Raw genomic sequence first — 22209 nt, forward strand, 5'->3', positions numbered from 1 at the left:
TTCTTGATAAGTATTGAGCTTGGAAGAAGGGAAAAGAATTCTACCATAGATAAGTCGTGAAAGAATCGAATCAAGGTCAAATGTAAATTTATAATTATTGGAGATTTCTTTGCTGATTCGGTGTAAACCTAACTGATGATAGAGTTGTTGTAAAAAAAGATAGCCACCATTAAAAGAAGCAGGTGCATTCTTTTCGATCTGCTTAGATTGGTTATATTTAACAAGAACACTACGTTTATTTTCTTGCTCTTTTCGATTTAATTCTTCAACATAATTATTTGCCCAAGAAATTGGATCATTGTGGATTAACGTGAGATCGGCTAAAGTGCCTAATTTTTCAACAACTTTTGAAGTGCGTTTTTTGTTCTCGAAAACTGATTTAACAACATATAAGGATGAAGCATTTTTGGATTTAACAATCTGTAGTCTCATAAAACAACCCCTCCATTCCTATATATTATAAAACATGGTTAAAGGGTCAAAACTAAGTTTCACTAAATTCACATACAATATATAGATTACGTTGATGCATTCATAACTATATATTGTATGCAAAAGTTCAACTATATAGTTTTGACACCTTAACCAAACATTGTGTACTAAATTTTGAAAGAAAAGACAAAAAAATAAGCCTAAATCAAGGCTTTCTTCGGTTATATTAATATGTAAGTGTCAAAGACCCGGAAAGTTGAGTAATTAATAAAATAATTATGCTCATAAGCGTAACCCTAGAAAATAGAATGGAAGATAGAGTCTTTGTTCACACTTATTTAACTTTACATTACTATATCTATATATTATAATGAAATTTATTAAATTTAGAAAGGTGTGATGGCGTGGGAGATGTATCTTTTTTTGTTGCTTTTACCAGTGGTGTATTAACGTTTTTTACGCCGTGTGTATTGCCTTTGTTACCTGTATATTTTGGCTATTTAGCAGGTGAAGCTTTTACTTCATTAGAAGATCCGAAGATTCATAGGAAGTTAATGACCAATGCTCTTGCTTTTGTTTTAGGTCTAACGGCTCTTAATATTTTGCTTGGCTTTGGCGCAAAAGCTTTATATGGTATTTTCACTACTTACAGTGATGTTCTTCGCATGGCAGGCGGGGCTTTGCTTATTTTATTCGGCCTATATTTTATTTTCGGGATACAACTCGGCTTTATGGAGAAAGAAAAAAGAATCAGGTACAAAACCTATGCACCAAGTATCATCAAATCATTTTTATTGGGTATAACGTTCAGCTTTGGATGGACACCATGTAATGGTCCAATAATTGCTTCGATACTATTTATGGCAGCATTTAAAGAAAATTATGTACTTGCCGGTGGGTTAATGTTGGTCTATTCTCTAGGATTTGCAGTTATGTTTTTATTATCAGCGGCTATGGTAGGTTTTTTTGTCAAAAAGTTTAAGGCAGTCTATAAGTATTTCAAATGGATAAAAATAGTAGCAGGTCTGATTATGATGACCATGGGGATACTCATGCTTACAAATCAAGTGAGCATACTGAACATATAGGAGGTTCTACATGAAAAAGAGGATAGCATTAGTATTCTTGATAAGTTTGTTTGCATTAGCGGCATGTGGTAAAGAGACAAAGGTGAGTGTGGTAGAAGAAGATAGCCAAAGGGTTATTACGAATGAGGAAGCAACTCAAGATGCGGTTACCTCCAGTCAAGCGGAACGTGAAAAAATTATGGCACCGGACTTTACTTTGACCAGTTCCACAGGTGAAGCCATCAGCTTGTCGGATTATCAAGGCAAGATTGTTTTCTTGAACTTCTGGACCACTTGGTGTAAGTATTGTCTCGAAGAAATGCCTGATTTTCAAGCAGCCTATGAGAAATACGGAGATGATTTGCAGATCTTGCTTGTTAACGTAACGACGGATGAAAATATAGACAGAGAAGGTGTCATCGAATGGTATGAGCAATTTGACTATACAATGCCGATGGTACTAGATGAGGTTGGAGATGTTACGAGTCAGTTCACGATTCCGGGCTATCCGACCACCTACTTTATTGACCGTGATGGAAGTGTTATTGCCTATTACCCTGGACTTATGTCCACAGAGCTTATTGGCGAAGTTATGGAAGAATTTAAATAAAGATTGGCTTAGGGTAGGTTTTAATGCCTAACAAGGTAAAGGGTTAGATTCTTCAATTTCTAACCCTTTTATGCTATAATTCTTAAGAGAGGTAACATATTTGGTTAAGGTGTCAAAACTATATAGTTGAACTTTTGCATACAATATATAGTTATGAATGCATCAACGTAATCTATATATTGTATGTAAATTTAGTGAAACTTAGTTTTGACCCTTTAAGCATATTTAGAACAATCAAAAAAAGAACAGTTGGAGTAAAACCCTAATTGTTCTAAATATGATTCTTCTCTATTGTACCAACTCGTGGAAGTTTTGTCAGTATATGGGAATTGAATAGTTTTTTTCCTTCATTGTTTTTGAATAAAGCGTGGGTGTCTGTGTTTAGTCAACAAATATTAGAGGAATATTTAAGCAAGATTGAAATTTAGGGTACCTTAAATAAGCCTTTCAAAAAGACTAAAAACTTTAACTTATGAAGTTGACACCATTTAATTCAACTGGTGAAAAACCTTCCCTGCATGACGCATAGAGCTATTACCACAATTAGCACATAGTTTGGTGTTAATACCCCAGAGAGAAGCAATAATCTCATCGTTTGTCATTGAGGCAAACAAGGATTTAAATAATGCTTTGCCTGTGAGTTTCGAAATAAGTGTGAGGTTAGCTTTCTTATTACGATTATTTAAGAATCCATAATAACGGATTTTTTGAAATCCAGACGGTAGCACATGCATGAGAAAACTTCGAATGAATTCTACATGGGTGATGGTAATAGTTTTCTTCTCACCTGTTTTGTAATCATTTGCCCAAAAGGATACATGGGAAGCGGTTACAGAGGTAATACGAGAGTTACTGATAGCAATACGATGCGTATATCTGCCGAGGTAATCAATAGCGTTACCAAAACCATTAAAAGTTTCTTTAATGTAAGGTATCAGGTTTTGTTATGAAGATTATTTCTAAACTCGGACCAAGCATATGTATTTTGGAATTTTGAACAAGAAGAAGAAAAATGAAGTTTACCTTTGGCATAAAGCTTTTGAAGTTCTTCAAGAAACTTACCACGAAAGACTTTTCCAAGAACTTTGACCGGAATAAAAAAGTCATTGCCACTTTTCTTTAACTGTTTAGTTTTTGTTAATCCGGCACCAGCAATAATACAGTGAATGTGTGGGTGATAATTCATTTCCTGACCCCATGTATGCAAAACTTGGATGATACCAGGTGTTGCCCTAAGATACTTCTTATCAGCAGATAATTCCAATAAAGTTTTGGAAGCGCACTGATGCATCAAGGCATAAAGAGCCGCTTGGTTAGCATAAATGAGTGGATTTAATTCGGCAGGTAAAGTGAACACTGCATGAAAATAGGGAGCATCAATAACTTCTGCTTTCCTTGCATCAATCCAGATTTCTTTAAGGACACCTTGGCAACAAGGACAGTTCCTATTACGACAAGAGTTATTATGTGTTTCAGAGTGTCCACAGTCTGAGCATCGAGAAATATTACAACCAAGAGTGCCAGATTTACAGTTCATAATAGAAAGCGCCGCCTTTTGTTGAACCGTAGAAGGATTAAAATGGCTAGAGTAATCAGAATACGAGGTGTTAAAAATATCTTGAATTTTAAACATCACGATTATCCTCCAAGCTATCAAAAGGACTAAGAATATGTGATATAGAATTAGGCGCTAGTTGAATATAAATCATGGTTGAGGCTAAAGATTTATGACCGAGCAAAGTTTTAATAGTTAATAAATCCGCACCGTTTTCATACAGATGGGTTCCATAAGCATGACGAAATGAATGGCAAGTTAAACGACGCTCCCAACCTAGACGTTCTTCATGAGCATGAATATGTCTCGACAAGTAAAAGGTATCAATGGGTTTATCAGCACCAGATTTACGTTGCTGAGGAAAAAGATAGGTTTTAGCTTTACCGCAAGTAAGCCAGTATTCTTCAAGTAAAGGCAATACTTTAGGAGAGAGTTTGGCGAAAGGAGCAGATCAATAAAACATAGAAGTAAAAACCGCCACTATTTTTTTATTTTCAGAAAAATATTAGTGGTAAGAAAGATTAAAAAAACAATATACCTTCGCTAGCCATCGCGCCAGCGATTTGGTACAATAGAATAAAAGAAAGGAAGGTAGATATTATAATATGGATGAAAAAAGAAAAGAACTTAATAGCCTTATAAATAGAATGTACCGACAACTTGGAAAACAGGTTTATAATGACTTAGAAAAAGATCATTTATCAATAAGTAGCTATAAGAAGCTAGCAGATAAAATACGTTCTAACATCAATGCTATTCATTTGCTTGACATAACATTAGATTATGAATCAGAGAATGAAGCATTAGACGATCTATCTTATGGGGATGAATCACTAACTCCGGTTATGAATGATGATGGTGTTTATGAATATCGTTTTTGTCCGGCGTGTCAGGCGGGAAACCATCCTGAAGCCATATATTGTATAAGGTGCAAGGTGAAAATGTAATTGGCAGGAGGTACCAATCATGAAATGTGAAAAATGTCAGCAAAGAGAGGCAACTGTATATTTGAATCAGACCTTGAACGGCGAGAGTAAAGAAGTTCATCTTTGTGAAGTGTGTGCCAAAGAAAATGAAGGCATATTATTCAATGATGGTCTGTCTTTTCAACAGTTTTTAAGTGGGCTACTAAAAAACAATAAGAGCCCACAGATAAAAAGTGCTGATTTAACTTGCTCAAAGTGTGGGATGACATTTAGTGATTTTAAAAGCAAAAGCAAAGTTGGCTGTGCCTATTGCTACAAGGTATTTGATACACATATACAACCGATTGTTAAACGATTACAAGGTAGTTTGTATCATACAGGGAAACGTCCAAGTAAACTGAATCAAAAAATACAAATACAAAATAAATTGGAAACCTATGAAAGCGATCTAAAGATTGCTTTAATGAAAGAAGATTATGAACAAGCAGCCGTTATTAGAGATCTAATTAAAGATCTTAAAAAGGAGGCCAAATTATGAAAAAGTGGTATGATTTGGAATCTGAAACCTATCATGGTGTGGTTATATCCAGCCGTGTTAGATTGGCAAGAAACTTAGTGGATTATTCTTTCCCCAATCGTTTGGATGATGAAGGTGCTAACCATGTTATTGATAAGACAAGGAAAGCAATTGAGACAACCAAAGAAACGTTGACCAGTTTTTTTGAACATGTAGCCATGGGTAGAATCAATCAAGTTGATAAGATTGCCATGATGGAAAAGCATATTATCAGTCCTCAATTTGTTAAAGCACAAATGCCGGCATCTCTAATTCTATCTAAGGATGAGGCTATAAGCATCATGATTAATGAAGAAGATCACATACGTATTCAGTCTATGGCGGTTGGGATGAACTTGGAAAAAGCTTTAAAAGAAGCTGACCATATAGATGATTTATTTGAAGAAGCACTCGATTATGCTTTTGATGATAAGTTAGGTTACCTGACAGCTTGCCCCACCAATCTGGGTACAGGTCTTAGAGCATCTTACATGATTCATGTACCGGCTCTTGAGACCACGGGCCAACTTCAATTCATACTTGAAGCGATTGGCAAATTTGGCTTAACGGTTAGAGGCATATATGGTGAAGGAACAGAAGCACAAGGTAGTGTTTTTCAAATCTCTAACCAAGTAACCTTAGGTCAGACGGAATATGAGATTATAGATAACTTGACAAGTGTAACAAAGCAAATTATTGAGCAAGAGCTTATTGTTAGACACAAGTTATTGAAGGATAAGAGAAAGTTCTTTGAAGATGCGGTTTATCGTTCTTATGGTATATTAAGCCATGCAAGAATGATTACTTCAAAAGAAGCCATGCGTCTGTTGTCAGATCTAAAAGTAGGTATAGAACTAGGTGTTATTAAAAGCGTCGACAACAAAAGTATTAATATTTATAATTTGATGGCAAAAATACAACCGGCTAATCTTCAAATTATATACAACAGAGATTTAGATGTTAATGAAAGAGACAGCGCTAGGGCAGATTATATAAGAGATCATCTGCCTCAGCTTATAGGAGGATAATTATGGGAAGATTTACTGAACGGGCACAAATAGCAATCAACCTATCCAGTGAAATTGCAGCAGAACTGGGCCATAGCTATGTAGGTACGGAACATCTTTTGCTAGGCTTGCTAAAAGAAGGCGAGGGTGTTGCAGCCAAAACACTAATAAGTCAGAACATCACGTATAAGGATGTGTATGATAAAATCAAAGAGGTGATAGTCACAAATCAAGTTCAAACCTCAGAAGGTGAAGGTATGACGCCAAGGGTTCGCCGAGTATTAGAATTAAGTGTTACTGAAGCTGGTAAGATGAACTCGGGTGAGATTGGGACGGAACATATACTAATAGCTTTACTAAGAGAAACAGATTCAATGGCCATAAGGATATTAGAGGTCTTAGGTGGCTCTAAGCAAAAAATATACCATGAAATATTAAAAATCATAGGTGAAGATGTAGGTAATCAAAAACTAGCGCCCAACAATCCCAATGAGAAAAAGGAATCCAATACACCGGTTCTTGACCAATTTAGCCGTGATTTGACACAAATGGCTAAAGAAGGTAAATTCGATCCAATTATAGGTCGTGATAAAGAAATTGAGCGCATTATTCAAATATTAAGCCGTAGAACGAAAAACAACCCTTGTCTTATTGGTGAACCGGGCGTTGGGAAAACTGCCATAGCTGAAGGCTTGGCACAAAAAATTATTGAAGGTAATATTCCGGAAACGATAAAAGGTAAAAGAGTTGTGGCACTAGACTTATCTTCGATGGTTGCCGGCTCCAAATACCGTGGTGAATTTGAAGAGCGTATTAAGAAAGCCATTGGCGAGATTTTGGCCGTTGGTAATGTATTGTTGTTCATTGATGAAATACATACGATTGTAGGTGCGGGCGCAGCAGAGGGAGCCATCGATGCTTCAAATATATTAAAACCATCCCTAGCAAGAGGAGAAGTACAACTTATTGGGGCAACAACAATGGATGAGTATCGCAAGCATATAGAAAAAGATCCGGCCTTGGAACGACGTTTTCAACCTGTGAAAGTAGATGAACCTTCAGAGGAAGAAGCAATTGGCATATTAAGAGGCCTAAGAACCATGTATGAAGAACACCATCAAGTTAAGATTCTTGACATTGCCCTTGTTGAAGCAGTTAAGCTTTCAAATAGGTACATATCAGACCGATTTCTACCGGATAAGGCCATCGATGTTATCGATGAAGCTTCAAGTAAGGTTAGGCTGAGTACTTTTACAGCACCACCGGATATTAATGAAATGGAAAAACAGGTGGCAGAACTTGAAGATGAAAAGGAAAAGGCCATTCGAGAAGAAGCTTATGAAAAGGCCGGAGAAATAAAAAGAAAACAAAATGAAATTCGTGAGAAACTAATAGTAGCAAAAATGGAATGGGAAGCCAAAAGTAATATGGCTGAACAGGTAGTCGGTGAAAAAGAAGTTGCAAGTATTATTGCCAACTGGACGGGTATACCTATTCAAAAGCTTACGGAAGAAGAAGGCGTACGGTTGAAAAATCTAGAGAATGTTCTGCATGAACGTGTTGTGGGACAACAAGATGCTATTGATGCCTTGTCAAAAGCCATTCGAAGAGGTCGTGTGGGTCTAAAAGATCCTAAACGACCTATCGGTTCCTTCCTTTTCCTAGGGCCAACGGGAGTGGGTAAGACCGAACTAACAAAAGCACTGGCTGAAGCACTTTTTGGAGATGAAAATGCGCTAATACGTGTTGATATGTCAGAGTACATGGAAAAACATAGTGTGTCAAAACTAATCGGTTCCCCACCAGGTTATATCGGATACGATGAAGGTGGCCAACTCAGTGAGAAAATAAGAAGAAAACCTTATTCAGTTTTGCTTTTTGATGAAGTAGAGAAGGCACATCCGGATGTTTTTAATATTTTATTACAGGTCTTAGATGATGGGCATATCACAGATGCACAAGGACGTCGTATTGACTTTAAAAATACTGTGGTCATTATGACATCAAATGCAGGTGCGAGAAATATCATTTCCCCTAAACGCTTAGGTTTTGCTTCGGCAAATGATGAGGTGAGCAATTACAAGTCCATGCAAAAAGATGTTATGGATGAAGTAAAAAAGATATTCAAACCTGAATTTTTGAACCGTATTGATGAAACGATTGTCTTCCATTCTCTTACACGAGAAAACATTCGAGAAATCGTAGGAATCATGTTTATGCAACTGGCAACCAGAATGGACAAGAGTCTAGGCATTAAACTATTCTTAACGGAAAATGCCATAGACTTTATTGCGAAGGAAGGCTTTGATGAAGCATACGGCGCAAGACCTCTTAGAAGGGCCATACAGCAAAAAATAGAAGACCAGTTAGCACAACACATTTTAGATGGTGATATAAAGGAAGGTAATTTTATTGATATTGATATTGATAATGATAATGAAATATTAACCTTTAAGCCAAGAGAAGCTCAAGAATAACTGAAAAATAACTGGTATTTCATGATAAAATACTATATAATGATAACTATTCATGAAGAGAGCTTGGAATAATTTCATGCTCACAAGAGTTTTAGGAGGTTAAGTAAATGGCAGGTATCCAAGAATTAATCCGAGTTGAGAACAACAATACCCTTAGCTTTGGAAACTATCTGATGGACAGTAAGAAAAAGATACAAGATTTTGAAGTAGACGGCGACATATATAAAGTTAAGACGTACAGCGCAGTGACAAAACTAGAAAAAAATGGCCGATTGCTTTATGAATCAGTACCCGGAACCACAGTTCATCATTTAAATGTGACAGAAGAAAAGGTCACTTTTGAAGTCGAAGGTGAAGAAGATGCTCAGATTACGGTGGAACTTGAGGCTGACCAAGAATATAAGGTCTTCATACAAGATGTACAGGTTGGTAAAATGAAAACAAACTTAGCTGGTAAAATTGGTTTTGGTGTTGATTTTATGAGTGGTAATCAAAAAATAGAAATAAAAAAAGCATAACCATTAACGGCATATGACTAAAGTTATATGCCGTTTTTTTGGATGATATAGAGCAAACGCTATTAGAGGCAGAGCGCATAAAGGGGAGAGACATATGGCAAAAGCGAAGAATGTATTTATCTGTAACACATGCGGACATGAAGCGTCCAAATGGATGGGGCAGTGTCCGGGTTGTCGTTCTTGGAACACCATGGTAGAAGAAGTGAAAATGACCGGCACCCCATCGAAAAAAACATCTGTTTTATCCGATGATATGGCACTAGGCAAGGTGGAAAAACTTAAAGACATCTCTATTGGCCAAGATACAAGAGTTAAGACCGGAATAGAAGAGTTGGATAGAGTATTAGGCGGTGGTCTTGTTGAAGGGTCCTTAACATTGGTTGGTGGCGACCCGGGTATTGGAAAATCAACATTACTATTACAAATGTGTCAATCAATCTCTAACCAGAAATTGAAAGTATTATATATATCCGGCGAAGAGTCCAATAAGCAAATCAAGTTAAGAGGAGAAAGACTAGGTGTGGATGGTGAGAATGTTCTTTTATATGCGGAGACTTCGTTGCAACATATTGAACAAGCCATAAAGAATGAAAAACCGAATATATTAATTGTGGACTCTATACAGACCATATACTCCGATATCTTAAGCTCGGCTCCGGGGAGTGTCTCTCAAGTGAGGGAAGTGACTTCATCCATGATGAAGATTGCTAAACAACTTAATCTTTCCACCTTTATTATAGGACATGTAACAAAAGACGGTGCTATTGCAGGTCCGCGGGTGCTAGAACACATGGTGGATACAGTGCTTTATTTTGAAGGCGACAGGAGTGTTTCTTATCGTATTCTTAGAGCGGTAAAAAATAGATTTGGTTCAACCAATGAAATTGGTGTTTTTGAGATGGTAGATAGCGGACTTAGAGAAGTGAAAAATCCTTCTGAATATATGTTGACAGGAAAACCTATAGGCGAGTCGGGTTCAGCAGTGACCTGCTGTATGGAAGGAACAAGACCCTTATTAGTAGAAGTACAGGCGTTGGTCTGTTCGACTAATTTTGGTATGCCAAGGCGAACAGCCAATGGTACGGATTATAATCGAGTCAATTTATTGGTTGCCGTATTAGAGAAAAAAATGGGTATGCAATTAGGGGCTTATGACAGCTATGTCAATATAGCCGGAGGCATTAAAGTGAATGAGCCATCACTTGATCTAGCCATAGTATCAGCATTAGCATCTAGTTTCAAAAATAAAGCCATCATAGAAGATGCTATTATTATGGGTGAAGTGGGTTTGACGGGTGAAGTAAGAGGCATCGTTCAGTGCGAGAAAAGAGTTGTAGAAGCCATGAAAATGGGTTTTAAAACATGTATTATCCCCCATGCCAATCTAAAACACATAAATGGCGTAGGCGAGATTAAACTGATTGGCGTGAAAAGTGTGGAAGAGACTTTGAAACGAATATTTTGATGGATTCATGAAACAATGCATTTACCTATTTTTGCTAGTAAAAAAACAGTAAAAAAATAGCGATTTTACTATAAAACAAGATAAAAATCTTATTAATCAAAGGTAAAATTATATGAATTTCACATATTTTTACTAGAGTCTAGACAAATGGCCTAAATATCTTATATACTATATTATGTAAATGAGAATAACAGCTGAGGAGACGATTATGGCTACGATTAAAGAAATTGCAAAAGAAGCAGGTGTCTCTATAACAACAGTTTCAAGAGTGTTAAATTATGATGATACGTTGTCAATATCCACGGCAAAAAGACTTTTGATAGTAGAAATTGCAGAGCGATTGGAGTATCAGACACCAAGAAATAGAAGGAAAAAACCCTTATTAAATCAGAAACAAGATGAACGGTCGATAGGTCTTGTTGAGTTTGTCACTGATGAAGGCGAGATTGAGGATCCTTACTATCTAGGCATTCGGATGGGTATAGAGAAAAAATGTCAGGATGAGCAGATTCACTTAATCAAATTTCCAAGAATAGGCAATTCTAACCCAACCATGGATATAGCTCTTGATGGGGTTATTTTTATTGGAAAGTTTTCAACAGCAGAAATTAGGGATTTTGAAGCGAGGTATCAAAACTTAGTTTTTATAGATTCGTCTCCTTTTGAGGATGAGTATGATTCTGTTACCATTGATATAAGAAAAGCGGTCATCAAAGTTTTAAACTATCTTATGGACAAAGGATACAAACGCATAGGCTATATTGGTGGTATTGAAACGATAGAAGAATGCCGAACGCTTATAGGCGAGAAAAGGTATGATGCCTTTATTAAGTTTATGAAAAAGAAAGGTTTGTACATGCCTGAATATGATTACATTGGAGACTTTACACCTCAGAGTGGTTATAAGCTAATGAATCAGGCTATCGGGCATGCAAATTTGCCAGAAGTTTTTTTTGTTGCCAACGACTCCATTGCTATTGGTGCTCTTAGGGCTTTAAATGAGGCTAAGATCAAAGTGCCTGATACCGTAGGAATTATAGGTTTTAATGATATACCCACAGCCAGTTATACATATCCAGCTTTAACAACAGTGAAAATCTATAACGAGTTCATGGGGGAGAAAGCTGTGGAGTTGATGGTGGAAAGAATCGAGGGAAGAAAGATACCTGTCAAGATTCTATTGCCGGTTAAAATCATTGAACGTAATACAATTAAGTAGAATGAAAACAACCAAAACCTTTTATTAGACCCTTGTGTCTCTTTTGATGGTTTTGGTTGTTTTAGTGAAAAAATAGATTTTTTTATTGACAAATAAGTAAAATTTTACTATAATTCAATTAAGTTAAAGCGTCAAACAACATTTTTGAACTTTAACCAATCATCTTATTGTGTAAAAAACAATAAGATAGAAATCAACTACGATTGAATAAATAGGAGGGTAATATGAAAAAGATTTTATCAATTTTTATTGTATTGGCAATGCTAGGTGCTATTGCAGGATGTGGTGCCGCAGAGAAAGAGACACAGCCGGAAACAACAGAAACTGAAGCAGCAGGGACAGAAACTCAGGACTCAGAAACAACAGAATCAAAGAAACTAACCATTTGGGCGTGGGACCCTAACTTTAATATTGCTATTATGAACCATGCCGGTGAAATATACAAAGAAAGCAATGGCGGTGTCGAGTTTGAAGTCGTAGACTATGCAAAAGGTGACCTTGAACAAAAGTTGCATACAATGCTTGCTTCAGGCACAACAGATGGTTTACCGGATATCGTACTCATTGAAGACTACAATTCACAAAAATACCTTCAGTCTTATCCAGGAAGCTTTGAAGATTTAACAGGGAAAATCAATCATAGTGACTTTGCAGAATATAAGGTCGCACTAATGACAATGGATAATGGTGTTTATGGTGTACCTTTTGACTCCGGTGTTGCAGGCACCTATTACCGTACTGATTATTTAGCAGAAGCAGGTTTTTCTCCAGAAGACATGAACAACATCACTTGGAATCGCTTCATTGAAATCGGTGAAGAAGTTTTTGAAAAAACAGGTCATCAGATGATGGCTACCGATCCTTATGATGGTGGTCTTATGAGAATTATGTTAAATGGTGCGGGTTCATGGTATTTTGATAATGATGGCAATCCAACAATCGCTAATAATATCGCTTTAGCAGAAGCAGCAAGAATCTATACAGACATTGTTAACTCACCTATGACCAAGAAAACATCCGGTTGGGGAGAATGGGTTGGTGCATTAAATACTGGGGATGTTGCATCCATCACAACCGGTGTTTGGATAACAGGGTCAGTAAAAGCTGAGCCATCACAATCCGGCTTATGGGCACTGGCACCAGTGCCGAGACTTGATGTGCCAGGAGCAGTAAATGCTTCGAACTTAGGCGGATCAAGCTGGTATGTATTATCATCATCAGCAAATAAAGACTTGGCGGTTGATTTCTTAAATGATACTTTTGGCAAAGATGTTGATTTCTATCAAGAGATTCTAATCAGCAATGGAGCAGTTGGATCATACTTGCCATCAGCTAGTGGAGAAGCTTATAGCGCTGGTGATGCGTTCTTTGGTGGCCAGGTTGTATTTGGTGAATTTGCTAAATGGATGGATGAAATACCTTCATTGAACTATGGATTATATACTTATGAAGCAGACGCCGCCATATTAGCAGAGATGGCATCTATCTATGAAGGTGGATCTGTAGAAGAAGCTATGGCTCGTGCAGAGGAACAAGTGAAGTCGCAAATACAGTAGTTTTTAAGGAGACTAGTCATTGACTAGTCTCCTATCATAAAGCGTTATGTTACTTTCTACTTGTAAGAAGGAGAATTTAAGGAAGGGATATATATGAAATCAAAGGGCAAGAAAAAGTATACTAATAGAAAAAGTCAGGTTATTGGGTGGAGCTTCGTAGCAATTGCTGTAATATTAGCAGCTGTATTTGCCATCTATCCTATACTTAACTCTATGTATTTATCCACCATGTCCGGTAAAGGTGTGGTCTATGAATTTGTTGGTTTAGGTAATATAAGAAGGCTTTTTAGAGATGCTGTTTTTAAACAAGCACTTAAAAATACCATGGTGTACTTCATATTCCAAGTGCCGATTATGTTGACACTTGCTTTGGTTATAGCCAGTTTACTGAATGATAAAAAACTTAAGTTCAAAGGCTTTTTTAGAACAGCCATATTTTTACCCTGTGTTACATCGCTTGTGGCCTATTCCATCTTGTTTAAAAGTATGTTTAGCGTTGATGGACTTATTAATCAAACCCTTCTATTCCTTAATATAATTGATGCACCTATAGCGTGGTTACGAGATGCATTTTATGCCAAAGTAACAGTCATACTTGCCATTACATGGCGTTGGACAGGTTATAATATGATTTTCTATTTAGCAGGTCTACAAAACATTGATCCAGCTATCTATGAAGCGGCTGAAATAGACGGTGCGTCTAAAATAAAGCAGTTTTTTTTCATTACGATACCCATGCTCAAACCCATCATATTATTTACATCGATTATGTCTACGATAGGTACCCTTCAGTTGTTTGATGAAGTCGTCAACTTAACTGGCGGAGGTGCATCAACACCAACGTTTAATGCAACCATGACATTGTCACAGTATATCTACGACTTATCCTTTAAGTTTGTTCCGAATTTTGGTTATGCAGCTACAGTTTCCTATGTAATTGTGTTCTTTATTGCAATTTTATCCATTATACAGTTTAGAGTGGCAGGTGATGATCATGTATAGACTAAGAAATATATTTAAGTATTGCTTTTTGTCAATAGCAGCATTCGTATCTATTTTCCCATTTGTCTGGATGGTTATTGGCGCAACCAATACTGCCACAGATATCACCAAAGGAAAAATGACCATCGGTAGCGAGTTATTTGCTAATCTAAGTATGTTATTTAAGATGGTAGATATGAAAACCATACTTATTAATTCGGGAAAAATAGCTTTGATAAGTACATTCTTACTTTTACTGTTTGCATCTCTTGCAGGTTATGGCTTTGAAATCTACAAATCAAAAAACAAAGAACGTTTGTACACAATATTGTTATTAACCATGATGGTACCTTTTGCAGCACTGATGATACCCCTATTTAGGATGTTCGCCAATATGAATCTTTTGGATTCTCATATAGCGGTCATCATCCCTACAATTGCCACACCATTTATGATTTTTTTCTTCAGACAAAACACGAAAACATTTCCTTCAGATTTAATACAAGCTGCGCGGGTAGATGGTTTAAATGAATATCAAGTGTTCTTTTTAATCTATATACCAACCATGCGATCAACATTTGCTGCTGCTGGTATTATCGCCTTTATGACAAGTTGGAACAGTTTCTTATGGCCACTAATTGTGTTACAATCCGATGGACAAAAGACCATAACACTGGTTATATCCTCACTGTCATCTGCTTATTTTCCTGAATACGGTGTTATTATGCTAGCAATCGTTATAGCTACCTTGCCAACCATCCTCATATTTTTCTTATTACAAAGAAGATTCGTAGAAGGTATGCTCGGATCTATAAAATAAAGAACTTAGTTTAAGTTGGTTTAGGTCAGTACGTGACCTAGACCATGCTTATCTTGATAAAAATTTAACAAAAAATCAAACAAAATAATTAAATAACAATAAATATCTACAGATAATAATTATCATTTAAAAGCTAAAGTCCTGTTATTACTAGTTTTGAACGAAATGTTAACAATAAAAATATTTGTGAAAATATATACGAAAAGACTTGAAAAAAAGTCTGAAACATGATAATCTTTATCATATAAAGAAAATGATATGTTTTCTCAATTAAAAATTTAAATGAGAATAATAACTGGCGTATTAGGTGGTTACTTTTAGCATAGCGGAAGAAGGAGTGGTCTTATGTCTTTAAATAAAGCAAAAATCGGACAAACATTCACAATAGTAAGAATAGAAGGTCATGAAAAAATCAAAAAGTTTTTATTTACATTAGGATGTTTTGAAGGTGAGTGCATAACCATCATTTCTAAATTGGCAGGCAATTATATCGTGAACATAAAGGACAGCCGTTATGCCATTGATGAAGCTATGGCCAAATCCATTCGTTTGGCTGCATAAATTTTCATCATACGGAGGCCAGTACAGTCTCCACAGTTGGTATTTTGTTACCATAGTAAGTGTACAACATGCTGTGTAATACAGCATATTTTCATAATCATTTAATGATAGTGACTATCAATTTCATACTATGTGGAGGAAGCAAGCATGAAAATCGCATTAGCAGGGAATCCCAATTCGGGAAAAACAACACTTTTCAATGCGCTTACAGGAAAGACCGAGTATGTTGGGAACTGGGCCGGTGTAACCGTCGAAAAAAAAATATCAGCCATTAAGCACAAGTATCAGATTGTAAAAGAGCCAATTGATATTGTGGATTTGCCGGGTGCTTACTCTATTTCACCTTATACAGGTGAAGAAGCCATTACAAGTGATTTTGTACTTGAAGCTAAGCCAGATGTGATTGTTAACATCGTTGATGGTGCCAATATCAGTCGAAGTCTATTCTTTACAACACAGCTGCTTGAGCTTGGCATTCCTGTCGTTGTTGCTTTGAATAAGGCGGATATCTTATCAAAACGTGGGGATATAGTAGATAGGCAAGAGTTGGAAAAGGCGCTTGGATGTAAAGTTGTAACCATTACGGCGACGACAGAAAAAGGTCTGGAAGACCTAGTAACGACAGCTATTGATATTGTAGGAACTAAGCAAGAACCTTTAAACATTGTTGATTTGGATGGAAACAATGATGTGGCCAGGCAAACATGGATCAATACAATTCTGAAAAAATCACTAAATAAGAAGCACAATGCGAGCCGCGTCAACATGTCAGATCGGATAGACATGGTTGTTGCACATAAGTGGTTTGGATTGCCAATATTCTTCTTAATTATGTGGGGAGTTTACGCTTTTTCTATTGAAGGATTGGGTGGATTCTTATCAGAGTATTTGAACGATGTGGTTTTTGGTGAAGTAATACCGGATGCCTTAAATGGTTTTTTTGAAGGTATTGGTGTGAATCCTTTGATGCAGGCATTAATTGTTGATGGTGCTATAGGTGGTGTCGGTGCTGTTATCGGCTTTTTGCCTTTGATTATGGTATTGTTTTTTTGTTTATCTTTGCTTGAAGATAGCGGTTATATGTCAAGAGTTGCTGTTATTATGGACCGCTATTTCAAAAAAATAGGTTTATCAGGTAAGTCCATTATTCCTATGATTGTAGGTTCGGGTTGTGCAATACCTGGTGTTATGGCCACCAGAACCATCGAGAATAAGAATGAAAAACGAATGACAACGATTCTGACGCCTTTCGTACCGTGTGGTGCTAAGTTGCCTATTATTGCTTTGTTTTCAGTCGTATTCTTCCCAAACACTTCATGGGTAGGACCTAGTATTTATATCATAGCCATTGGCGTCATCATCATGGGGGGACTTCTACTTAAAAAATTATTTGTATGGGAGAACACATCTTTCTTCATTATGGAACTACCGGAGTATAAGATGCCAAGTATCAAAAATGCCATTATCCAAATGTTTGATAAAGCAAAAGGCTTTATTTATAAAGCGACAACCATTATATTGGTTATGAATACCTTAGTATGGTTTATGCAAGCCTTCAATTGGAAGCTTCAGGCGACGGATATACAATCCGAGAGTATTTTGGCATCTGTAGGATCAGTCATAGCACCTCTGTTAATTCCCCTTGGGTTCGTAGGATGGCAATTAGCTGCTGCCAGCATTACAGGTTTTATAGCTAAGGAGAATGTTGTAGCCACCCTTGCAGTATTGTTTGCAATGGCTTCAGAAGAAGCGCTTCATGTACCGGGAGGTGCATTGTCACAAATGTTCACCCCAGTTACAGCATATGCATTTCTAGCATTTAATCTTTTTACGCCACCTTGCTTTGCGGCAATAGGTGCCATGAACGCTGAAATGGACTCGAAAAAATGGTTCTTTAGAGGACTGGCTTTCCAACTTAGTATTGGTTATATTTTAGCATTGCTGATTACCCATATTGGTACACTTATTATTTATGGTGAAACAGCAGTTGGGTTTGTTCCTGCAATTTTCATTTTGATTGCCTATGCAATTGGTTTAATACTCTTGATTAAAAGAGCCAATCATTCAAAAACAGCCTTAGTAGAAGCAACAGAATAGGAGATGATTATATGATTGCTACAATTATTGTGGGTGGTATATTTGCAATAATCATGATATGGGCTTTTATTCACACAAAAAGAGACTTAAAATCTAGTAAATGCGCCGGATGTTCTGTTAACAATTGCTCTTTGAGAAAATGATATAAGAGATATTGGTATATGATGACCAAGAAACCCTTTTCAAGAGATCTTATGAAAAGGGTTTTTTGTGGTATAATAAGCAGATGAGAAAGAGTGAGGAGGTTGCATTATGCCCTTTGGAAAACACATTTATGAAGCTCGAAGCCTAATGGAATTAAAACGTTATCAAAATAGATTTATGTTTAAACGTCGTAGTGTTGCAGAACATATGTGGTCTGTTGCAAAGATTGCACAGGGGCTTGCTATCTGGGAAAGTGAGAAGTTTGGTCACGAGGTAAATATGGCTTTGTTACTTGAGCGAGCAATTAACCATGACTTGATTGAGCTTGCTACTGGCGATATTATCGCAACGACCAAAAAAAAGACGAAAGAAATGAAAGCTGCCCTTCTAGAGATTGAAGAGATTGCTTTTGAAGAAGAGATTAAAGCGGACATACCAAAATCATGGCGCCCTAGATTCAAGGCCTTCATGTTAAAGCCTAAAGCAGATGATCCGGAAGGTCTAATTTTAAGTGCTGCAGATATTATTGATACGGTCCTTGAAGCCATAGAAGAAGTGAAACTCGGCAATGAACCTTTTAGGAAGATTCTTAAGGAAGTCACTGTATTATTGATTACAATTGATCTAGATTGTGTGCGCTATTTCTTGAGATATGCCCTAGAGGATTTTGGACTTGATATTCGAAGTCATTATGGCGAGCGAGTAGCTGAATATATTGATGGTTTATACTTTGATCCTTCTGTTTTTGAGAGCTAAAAAAGGGCTATCTCAGATTGAGATGCCCTTTTAGAAGCTTTATAAGTGCAATGGCTGTCCATGAATATCCAGTATTTTGGGTGCCATGGGTGCACGTAACTGGGAAGGCTGAGGAAAACCGGATCCAACAAGGGGTCTGGCATAGTATTTAAAGGCATCTGTTACATTATTGCCTTCTGGCGTGATGAATTCATCCGGCATAAACCTTGTTTTTCCTGCTATCAAACTTAAATCAACCAGTTTGTAATTGACACTATAGTAACCGGTGCGTTCGATCACAATTGAACCGTCTACATTATCCCAAATAGCAAAATGAGCGGCTTTTTCTCCGACTTCGCGAGCCTCATTTGAATCCACATCGGATATTGCACCAATGAAGTTACGTTGTGTATAACCTAAGGTATCAGAACGTACCCGGTCAATGTTTAGCTTTTCTTTAACGAGAGCGGTAAGACTATCTCCAAGTGAACCGGAACCGGACAGTTGTAAGTTACCATGGGCATCCTTTTCGACGGTGTCTACTAGATTGGTAATTAAAGGCTTACCATATTTATCTTTTATACCTTCTGAAATTGCAACAATACATCGTCCGTACTTTGCATAGGCATCTTTAACATCCAATAAGAACTGGTCAATGTCGAAGGCACGTTCTGGCAAATAGATTAGATGTGGGCCGTCATCGGGATACTTCCTTGCTAAGGCTGCAGAAGCCGTCAAAAAGCCTGCATTTCTCCCCATGATGACCGCGATATAGACGCCAACCAAGGCGCGATTATCCAGATTCAAGCCCATAAAAGCCGTACTAACAAAACGTGCAGCAGATCCATAACCAGGGGTATGATCATTAAGCACCAAATCGTTATCTATGGTTTTTGGTATGTGAATGGCTCTAAACTCATAATCTTGTTGTACCGCTTGTTCATTAACAATTCGAACGGTATCAGCAGAATCATTACCCCCTATATAGAAAAAATAGCGTACATCATGGGCTTTAAGAACTTTAAACATTTCTTTACAATAAACATAATCAGGCTTAACCCTTGTAGACAGAAGGGCTGAAGCAGGTGTGGCAGCCACCCTTTCTAAGTTATGGGTGGTCTCACGCGTCAAGTCCATAAAGCGTTCGTTCATAATACCTTCTACACCATTTAGAGCACCATAAACGCGTGTGACTTGAGGGAACTTTCTTGATTCTAGAACAGCCCCAACAAGACTCTGGTTAATAACTGAAGTTGGACCACCGCCTTGTGCGATAACCACTTTACCTTTTAATTCCATTAAAATACCTCCTCAATTAGGTTAATGTGAAAACCTGATTTATTATAGCTTGGTTTTGACCCTCTAACCATAGCGTGTAACAAAAATGAATATGAGTTGCTTTGTTGCTAACATTATATCATATAGAATAGAGCTTGACATAAAAAAATACAATACAAAAAAGCAATAAAAAGCTTGACATATATATCCATATATCGTAATATATAAATGTATATTACGATATAAATATTTACAAAGGGTTAAAGTATTAAAATAATAATATGGTTAAAAGGTCAAAACTAAGCTTCACTAAATTCACATACCATAAATATAAGAACAAAAGGAGAAAAAGATGTCGAAGAAAGTGTTAATTGTCGGTGGCGTTGCCGGTGGTGCAGGAACTGCAGCTAGATTAAGAAGAATGGATAGTCAGGCAAAGATTATTATGTTTGAAAAAGGACCCTACATATCTTTTGCTAATTGTGGACTACCTTATTATATTGGAGGTACCATTAAAAATAGGGAAGAATTATTGTTACAAACACCGGAAGGATTTGGGAATCGATTCGACGTAGATGTTAGGATTAATAACGAAGTCTTAAAGATTGACAGAGAGAACAAAAAAGTCATAGTAAAAGATGTTATAACCCTTGAGACTTATGAAGAACCATATGACACATTGGTTCTGTCAACAGGCTCTACACCTTTAGTGCCAAAGATTGAAGGTATTAATAGTCCAAATATCTTTACTTTATGGACCATTCCGGATGTAGATCGAATCAAAGAATATGTTCTAAGCCATGACTTAAAAACAGCAACGGTTATTGGAGGTGGATTTATTGGGTTGGAGATGGCTGAAAACTTACATAATCTAGGACTTGATGTGTCAATAGCAGAGATGGCCCCGCAAGTTATGATGTCGATCGATTATGATATGGCACAATTGATTCATGGCCATATAGCAAAAAAATCTGTTCACCTACACCTTAATAATGGTGTCAAGTCTTTTAAAAGAAGGGGAACAGTCACAGATGTGATTCTTAATGATGGAACAGCTATAGAAAGTGATATCATCTTATTGGCAATTGGTGTGAAGCCTAATGGAAGTCTGGCCATTGAATCAGGTCTAAAAAGCAACGAACGAGGTGGTATTATTGTCGACTCTAACCTTAGAACCAGTGATCCAGATATCTTTGCACTCGGTGATGTTATTGAAGTGGAAGATTTTGTAAGTGGCCAAATGACCATGGTGCCTCTTGCAGGACCAGCCAATAAACAAGCTCGTATCGTGGCTGATAACATTACTGGCCTAAACAAGATGTACAAGGGTACCCAAGGCACTTCCGTTGCCAAGGTATTTGATATAACCGTGGCATCAACAGGAAATAATGAAAAAAGTCTAGAAAGACAAGGTATGGTTTATGGTAAAGACTATTTAATATCTATTATTACAAAAAGCTCCCATGCTGATTATTATCCGGGTGCCAAAGATCTAACAATAAAGTTGATTTTTAATATGGAAGGTAGGGTACTTGGTGTTCAAGCTATCGGTCAAGAAGGTGTAGAAAAAAGAATCGATGTTATTGCGACGGCCATACGCTTCGGTGCAACAGTAAAAGACCTGATAGAATTAGAATTATCCTATGCGCCCCCTTATTCTTCAGCAAAAGATCCTGTTAATATGGTTGCTTATGTTGCGGACAATATCATGAGTAAAAAAATGGTGCCCATACGAAGTGAAGAAATTCAAGGATTAGATAGGAGTAAAACCGTTATATTAGATGTTAGGACGCCGGAAGAAGTGGCATATGGTGCTGTTGAAGGGCATATAAATATACCACTTGATGACCTGAGGGAACGGATTAGTGAGTTACCAAATGATAGAGAAATAATCATTTATTGTGCGGTTGGTTTTAGAGGGTATTTAGCTTCCACTATTTTAAATCCTGCAGGATTTAAAACTAGGAACCTATTGGGTGGTTACAATTACTATAGAAAGTATTTGAAAAAATACTAAAACTTGTTATTACTGTCAAATCTAACGATTTGTGGTATAATAATTTTGGTTAAAGGGTCAAAACTAAGTTTCACTAAATTCACATACAATATATAGATTACGTTGATGCATTCATAACTATATATTGTATGCAAAAGTTCAACTATATAGTTTTGACACCTTAACTAATTTTTGAGTATAAAAAATAA

General features: G+C 36.8%; 18 protein-coding genes and 3 pseudogenes. 17 read left to right on the plus strand and 4 right to left on the minus strand.

Annotated features, from left to right (window positions below):
* Positions 1–432, minus strand: a pseudogene (locus AC6F8J_RS00275) (IS1634 family transposase); the annotation flags it as partial.
* 404 nt (positions 433–836) lie between these two features.
* Here AC6F8J_RS00275 and AC6F8J_RS00280 point away from each other — a divergent pair.
* Positions 837–1520, plus strand: a complete 684-nt coding sequence (locus AC6F8J_RS00280; RefSeq protein WP_500720236.1) for a cytochrome c biogenesis protein CcdA — start codon at positions 837–839, stop codon at positions 1518–1520.
* A 10-nt stretch (positions 1521–1530) separates the two neighbouring features.
* On the plus strand, positions 1531–2109 hold the full coding sequence (locus AC6F8J_RS00285; protein WP_500720238.1) for a redoxin domain-containing protein: 579 nt from the start codon (positions 1531–1533) through the stop codon (positions 2107–2109).
* Between the two features lie 488 nt (positions 2110–2597).
* On the opposite strand, the pseudogene AC6F8J_RS00290 reads toward AC6F8J_RS00285, so the two are convergent.
* Positions 2598–3742, minus strand: a pseudogene (locus AC6F8J_RS00290) (IS91 family transposase).
* Positions 3735–4085 (minus strand): annotated as a pseudogene (locus tag AC6F8J_RS00295) (tyrosine-type recombinase/integrase); the annotation flags it as partial. The pseudogenes AC6F8J_RS00295 and AC6F8J_RS00290, both read right to left, overlap by 8 nt.
* 184 nt (positions 4086–4269) lie before the next feature.
* On the opposite strand from AC6F8J_RS00295, the gene AC6F8J_RS00300 reads away from it, so the two are divergent.
* From AC6F8J_RS00300 to AC6F8J_RS00365, 14 genes are all read left to right on the plus strand, one after another.
* Complete coding sequence (locus tag AC6F8J_RS00300; RefSeq protein ID WP_500720240.1) at positions 4270–4611, plus strand: hypothetical protein; 342 nt, start codon at positions 4270–4272, stop codon at positions 4609–4611.
* Positions 4612–4630: 19 nt separating this feature from the next.
* Positions 4631–5128, plus strand: coding sequence for a UvrB/UvrC motif-containing protein (locus AC6F8J_RS00305; protein WP_500720241.1), 498 nt, complete (start codon positions 4631–4633; stop codon positions 5126–5128).
* Positions 5125–6174, plus strand: coding sequence for a protein arginine kinase (locus tag AC6F8J_RS00310; protein WP_500720243.1), 1050 nt, complete (start codon positions 5125–5127; stop codon positions 6172–6174). Before AC6F8J_RS00305 ends, AC6F8J_RS00310 begins: the two co-directional genes overlap by 4 nt.
* Entirely contained in the window at positions 6174–8630 is a 2457-nt protein-coding gene (locus tag AC6F8J_RS00315) for an AAA family ATPase (protein ID WP_500720259.1), read from the plus strand. Before AC6F8J_RS00310 ends, AC6F8J_RS00315 begins: the two co-directional genes overlap by 1 nt.
* Before the next feature lie 107 nt (positions 8631–8737).
* Positions 8738–9148, plus strand: coding sequence for an endosialidase (locus AC6F8J_RS00320; protein WP_500720245.1), 411 nt, complete (start codon positions 8738–8740; stop codon positions 9146–9148).
* Positions 9149–9242: 94 nt separating this feature from the next.
* Complete coding sequence (gene radA / locus AC6F8J_RS00325) at positions 9243–10613, plus strand: DNA repair protein RadA (RefSeq protein ID WP_500720247.1); 1371 nt, start codon at positions 9243–9245, stop codon at positions 10611–10613.
* 208 nt (positions 10614–10821) lie between these two features.
* Positions 10822–11832, plus strand: a complete 1011-nt coding sequence (locus AC6F8J_RS00330; protein ID WP_500720248.1) for a substrate-binding domain-containing protein — start codon at positions 10822–10824, stop codon at positions 11830–11832.
* Positions 11833–12056: 224 nt separating this feature from the next.
* Positions 12057–13388 (plus strand): extracellular solute-binding protein, encoded by a 1332-nt coding sequence (locus AC6F8J_RS00335; protein ID WP_500720250.1) that lies wholly within the window; start codon positions 12057–12059, stop codon positions 13386–13388.
* A gap of 93 nt (positions 13389–13481) precedes the next feature.
* Positions 13482–14390, plus strand: a complete 909-nt coding sequence (locus tag AC6F8J_RS00340) for an ABC transporter permease subunit (RefSeq protein WP_500720251.1) — start codon at positions 13482–13484, stop codon at positions 14388–14390.
* On the plus strand, positions 14383–15189 hold the full coding sequence (locus AC6F8J_RS00345; RefSeq protein ID WP_500720253.1) for an ABC transporter permease subunit: 807 nt from the start codon (positions 14383–14385) through the stop codon (positions 15187–15189). The genes AC6F8J_RS00340 and AC6F8J_RS00345 overlap by 8 nt, the downstream gene beginning before the upstream one ends.
* Positions 15190–15534: 345 nt before the next feature.
* Complete coding sequence (locus AC6F8J_RS00350; RefSeq protein ID WP_275843037.1) at positions 15535–15750, plus strand: FeoA family protein; 216 nt, start codon at positions 15535–15537, stop codon at positions 15748–15750.
* A gap of 147 nt (positions 15751–15897) precedes the next feature.
* Positions 15898–17847 (plus strand): ferrous iron transport protein B, encoded by a 1950-nt coding sequence (gene feoB / locus AC6F8J_RS00355; RefSeq protein ID WP_500720254.1) that lies wholly within the window; start codon positions 15898–15900, stop codon positions 17845–17847.
* Positions 17848–17858: 11 nt separating this feature from the next.
* Positions 17859–17990 carry a FeoB-associated Cys-rich membrane protein gene (locus AC6F8J_RS00360; protein WP_500720255.1) on the plus strand — a complete coding sequence of 44 codons (132 nt, stop codon included), beginning with the start codon at positions 17859–17861 and terminating at the stop codon, positions 17988–17990.
* Positions 17991–18099: 109 nt separating this feature from the next.
* The gene (locus AC6F8J_RS00365; protein ID WP_500720256.1) at positions 18100–18747 is read left to right on the plus strand and encodes a YfbR-like 5'-deoxynucleotidase; all 648 of its coding nucleotides are present in this window, start codon (positions 18100–18102) and stop codon (positions 18745–18747) included.
* 39 nt (positions 18748–18786) lie between these two features.
* Here the strand turns inward: AC6F8J_RS00365 and AC6F8J_RS00370 are convergent, their stop codons facing one another.
* Positions 18787–20025 carry a diphosphate--fructose-6-phosphate 1-phosphotransferase gene (locus AC6F8J_RS00370; RefSeq protein ID WP_500720257.1) on the minus strand — a complete coding sequence of 413 codons (1239 nt, stop codon included), beginning with the start codon at positions 20023–20025 and terminating at the stop codon, positions 18787–18789.
* 331 nt (positions 20026–20356) lie between these two features.
* Here AC6F8J_RS00370 and AC6F8J_RS00375 point away from each other — a divergent pair, with 331 nt between their 5' ends.
* Entirely contained in the window at positions 20357–22021 is a 1665-nt protein-coding gene (locus AC6F8J_RS00375) for an FAD-dependent oxidoreductase (protein WP_500720258.1), read from the plus strand.
* Positions 22022–22209 lie beyond the last annotated feature (188 nt).

Source organism: Petrocella sp. (assembly GCF_059865615.1).